At 72.4% G+C, this 4,834-nt stretch carries 2 protein-coding genes; one reads left to right on the plus strand and one right to left on the minus strand.

What is annotated here, in order from left to right; genetic code table 11:
- Positions 1-543: 543 nt before the first annotated feature.
- A complete protein-coding gene (polA, locus tag AC5LUJ_RS15770; RefSeq protein ID WP_250286883.1) occupies positions 544-3,345 on the minus strand; it encodes a DNA polymerase I in 2,802 nt (933 codons plus the stop codon).
- 437 nt (positions 3,346-3,782) lie between these two features.
- On the opposite strand from polA, the gene AC5LUJ_RS15775 reads away from it, so the two are divergent.
- Positions 3,783-4,253, plus strand: a complete 471-nt coding sequence (locus tag AC5LUJ_RS15775; protein ID WP_493465179.1) for a PaaI family thioesterase — start codon at positions 3,783-3,785, stop codon at positions 4,251-4,253.
- Positions 4,254-4,834 lie beyond the last annotated feature (581 nt).

Genomic DNA, 4,834 nt, shown 5'->3' on the forward strand with positions numbered 1-4,834 from the left:
ACATATCCCGGATCCGGGGCGGCCGGGCGCGACGGCGTAGACGGCTCCACTTCATGGCCATCGGTGCACTACACGGACAACGACACAATGCCTTTCCGCCGGGCCTCGACATGGCTGCCGGGCCTCGGTCTTTCCACCAGGCTCGCCGACGGGGCTCGCCGGGCCGGCGGAACCTGTCAGCCCACAGCTGGGAGCGGCTCACGCACTGCGACGCTCGCGCACCGCGACGCACCTGCACCTGTCCGGGCGACCGCCCGGACCCGGGAAAAACCCACTCGGCGAGATACGGATGGGAACGGGCCGGACATTTAGTTGACGTTCATATCACGACACGGGAACGATGCCGTTTCTCCACAGTAACCCGAATCCGACGGTCCACGCCCACGTCGGGGCATCCGGTGGCAGACGTCCGTGGCGACAGAACGGACAGCAACCGCGTAAAAAGGACAATAACGGATGGCGACAGAAAAGATGACAACAGGACGGAGGGCGACAGAAATGACGGGCGGTGACGGGAATGGCGCCGGGACGGCGCCGGAGATGTCAGTGCGCCGCGTCGTCCCATGTCCGGCCGGAACCGACGCTGACCTCGAGGGGGACCGACATCCGGTAGGCCCCGCCCATCTCGGCGCGCACCAGCGCCTCGACGTCGGCGCGCTCGCCCGGGGCGATCTCCAGGACGAGCTCGTCGTGCACCTGCAGCAGCAGCCGTGACCGTGCCCCGTGCTCCCGCAGCCGCCGGTCGACACCGAGCATCGCGATCTTGATGATGTCGGCCGCGGAGCCCTGGATGGGGGCGTTGAGCGCCATCCGCTCGGCCATCTGCCGTCGCTGCGTGTTGTCACTGGTCAGATCGGGAAGGTAGCGGCGGCGGCCGAGAATCGTCTCGGTGTAGCCGTCCGCGCGGGCCCGTTCGACCACGCCGCGCAGGAAGTCACGCACCCCGCCGAACCGGGCGAAGTACGCCTCCATCTGCGCGCGGGCCTCCTCCGGGTGGATGCCGAGCTGACCGGCGAGCCCGAACGCCGACAGGCCGTAGGCCAGCCCGTAGGACATGGCCTTGATCCGGCGGCGCAGCTCCGGGTCGACCTCGCCCACCGGGATGCCGAACGCCTGGGCGGCGACGAACGTGTGCAGGTCCTCACCCGAGGCGAACGCCTCGATCAGCCCCTGGTCACCGGAGAGGTGCGCCATGATACGCATCTCGATCTGCGAGTAGTCGGCCGTGAGCAGGGACTCGTACCCCGAGCCGACGACGAACGCCCGGCGGATCTGGCGGCCCTCGGCGGTGCGCACCGGGATGTTCTGCAGGTTGGGGTCAGCCGAGGACAGCCGTCCGGTCGCCGCGATCATCTGGTTGAACGTCGTGTGGACGCGGCCGGCGTCGTCGATCATCGGGATGAGCGAGTCCACCACCGTGCGCAGCCGGGCGACGTCACGGTGGCGCAGGAGCACGGCCAGCAGCGGGTGGTCGGCCTGGGTGGCCAGCCAGGCCAGCGCGTCCGCGTCGGTGGTGTAGCCGGTCTTGATCTTCTTGGTCTTCGGCAGGCCCAGCTCGTCGAAGAGGATCACCTGCAGCTGCTTGGGCGAGCTGAGGTTGAACGGCCGGCCGACGATCTCGTGGGCCTGCGCGGCCACCTCGGTGACCTGCGCGCCGTAGTGCTTCTGGAGCTCGAGCAGGTGGTCGGTGTCGGCCGCGATCCCCGCCCGCTCCATCCCGGCGAGCACCGTGACCAGCGGGAGCTCGACGTCGCGCAGCAGCGCGGTGGCGCCGCGGCGGTCCAGGTCGGCGTCGAGGGCGTCGGCGAGCTCCAGCGTCGCGCGGGCCCGCACGACGTCGGCGGCGGCGGCGTCCGTCTCGTCCGACCCGTCGATGGTCAGCTGCCCCGTCCCGGACGTCTCCGGGCGCAGGTCGCGCCGCAGGTAGCGCAGGACGAGGTCGGCGAGGTCGAAGGTGCGCTGGCCGGGCAGGGCCAGGTAGGCGGCGAGCGCGGTGTCGCTGGTGACACCGGCGAGGGAGAACCCGTGGGCGGCGAGCGCGAGCATGGGCCCCTTGACGTCGTGGGCGGCCTTGGGCCGGCGCTCGTCGGCCAGCCAGGCGGCCAGCGCCGCGTCGTCGTCCGCGGTGAGCGCGGTGGGGTCGATCCAGGCGCCGGCGCCGGCGGCGGTGGCGAGCGCGAGGCCGGTCACGCTGCCGGTGCCCCGGCCCCAGCCGCCCCGGACGTACACGCCGAGGCGCTGCCCGCCGCCGGTGTGCGCGGTCAGCCAGCCGGCCACCTCCCCGGGCTCGAGCACCCGCGCGGTCACCTCGAAGCCGGCGTCGGCCTCGGGCTCGACCGTGCCCAGCGCCGCGTACAGCCGCTCCCGCAGCACCCGGAACTGCAGGGTGTCGAAGAGCTGGTGGACGGCCTCCCGGTCCCACGGCCGGAGCTGGAGGTCGGTGGGTGTGACCGCCAGCGGCACGTCACGGGCCAGCTCGGTCAGGGAACGGTTACGGATCACGTTGGCCAGGTGCGCGCGCAGCGAGGCCCCCGCCTTCCCGCCGACCTCGTCGGCCCGGTCCACCAGGGCGGCCAGCGACCCGAACTGCTGGATCCACTTGGTGGCGGTCTTCTCCCCCACCCCGGGCACCGACGGCAGGTTGTCCGACGGGTCCCCGCGCAGCGCGGCGAAGTCCGGGTACTGCGCCGGGGTGAGGCCGTACTTCGCCTCCACCTCGGCGGGGGTGAACCTGGTCATGTCACTGATGCCGCGCCGGGTCATCAGCACCGTCACCCGCTCGTCGACGAGCTGCAGCGCGTCCCGGTCACCGGTGACGACGAGGACCTGCATGTCCAGGGCCGCGCCCTGGGTGGCGAGCGTGGCGATGACGTCGTCGGCCTCGTAGCCGGCGGCGGCGACCCCGGGGACGGCCAGGGAGTCGCACACCTGGTGGATGAGGCTGACCTGACCGACGAAGTCCGCGGGCGTCTCGGCCCGTCCCGCCTTGTACTCGGCGTACTGGGTGTGCCGGAAGGTCGGGGTCGGCAGGTCCCAGGCCACCGCGACGTGGGTGGGGCGCTCGTCCCGCAGCACGTTGATCAGCATCGAGGTGAAGCCGTAGACGGCGTTGGTCGGCTGCCCCGTCGTGGTGGAGAAGTTCTCCACCGGCAGCGCGAAGAACGCCCGGTAGGCCAGGGAGTGGCCGTCGAGGAGGAGCAGCCGCGGTTCACCCGCCGTGGCCCCCGCCGCCGCGCCGCCGGCCGGCCGGGCGGACGCCGCGCGCGACGGCCGGCCGGCAGCAGCCTTGCCGGCAGCAGCCTTGCCGACGGGGGGGTTGCCGGAGGTCGTGGTCGTGGCGGGCACGACGGCAATTCTATGGAGACGGTCCGACAGTCCTTCCGGCAGGGAACGCGCCGTCACCGGCCCGGCGCCCGGGGCGGCGGCCGCCGGCCCGGTCCGTGATCATCCCTGGAGAGATCACCGGCCTGGCGCCCGGGGCGGCGGCCCTGGCCGGCCGGACCCGCGGGCCCGGCCCCTCCCCCGCCGCGGCCCGGCGCCCGGTACGCCGCCATCGCGGTTCGCCGGCCCGCCCCACGCCATGCCGGCCCCACGCCATGCCGGTGCGCGGGTGGGGAGATATGTAGGTTTTTGACGTGACAGATTCGCAGACTTCGTGGAATGCCCCGTCATCGGGGAGCGCGCCGGGCCCGTCGGTTCCATCACACACAGCGACGGCTTCCGATCACGACTCCGCTCGCCGCGGCCCGGCCGACGGCGGCGCCGGTGACCACGTCATCGTCGTGGACCCTTCCGACCCGGTGGCCGTGCTGGCGGCGGTCAACACCCGGCGCGGCGAGCTCGCCGAGCGGATGGGCATCACGATCGTCGAGGCGAGCACCGAGCGCGTGGTCGCGACCATGCCCGTGGCGGGCAACCGGCAGCCGTACGGGCTGCTGCACGGCGGCGCCTCGGTGGTGCTGGCCGAGACGGCCGGGTCGGTCGGCGCCATGCTGAACGCCGGTCCCAGCCGGGCGGCGGTCGGTATCGAGATCAGCGCCACCCATCACCGGGCCGCGTCGTCCGGGACGGTCACCGGCGTCGCGACCCGGGTACACGCCAGCCGGTCCCTGGCCACCTTCGACATCCGGATCACCGACGATGCCGGGCGCCTGGTGTGCACGTCCCGCCTGACCTGCATGCTCCGCGACCGGGTACCGGCCGGCGGCGCCCCGGCACCGACCGGCGACGGTGACAACAGCCGGAGGCCGTGACACCGAGGACGGCGGCGACACCGGAGGCGGTGACAACAGAAACAAAACATAGCGACAACTTCCCGGAACGGTCGCGGGAGGGGCCAGGGCTGCTGCCGCTGCCCGTCGAGCCGGGCAGGACGCGGCTGTCCAGCCGTCCCGGCCGGCCTGTTCCCGCCCAGGTGTATGTGCCGGCCACCACGCGTGTGCCGGCCACCACGTGACACAAGGCCGACAGGAAGGCCCGGCTGCAGGCCGCGCTCCGGCCGGCGGACGGGAACGGGACACCGTCACAACGCCGCGGAACCGCTGATCACAGCGGGAAGACACAGTGCACAAACAACAGGCGGATGCGCTCCGCCCGGCGAATTGACGCCGACGGCGGTTGGGTCCTAGCGTCCACTGACAGTGGGACCCGGGATGGACGAGTAGATAACGTCCGCGCACGGGGAAGGCGCGGACGGCGCCAAAGGCCGTCCCGGGTTTCACTTATTTATCTGCCGCTTACAACTGTTCGCTGGCTGTCCGCCAACCCGCACCATGCGGATTCGGGTAGCCGACGCGGGAGGCGGCGGCGTCCGTCAGGCCTGTGGTGCCGGCGG

It is taken from the genome of Protofrankia sp. CiP1_Cm_nod3, assembly GCF_982290655.1.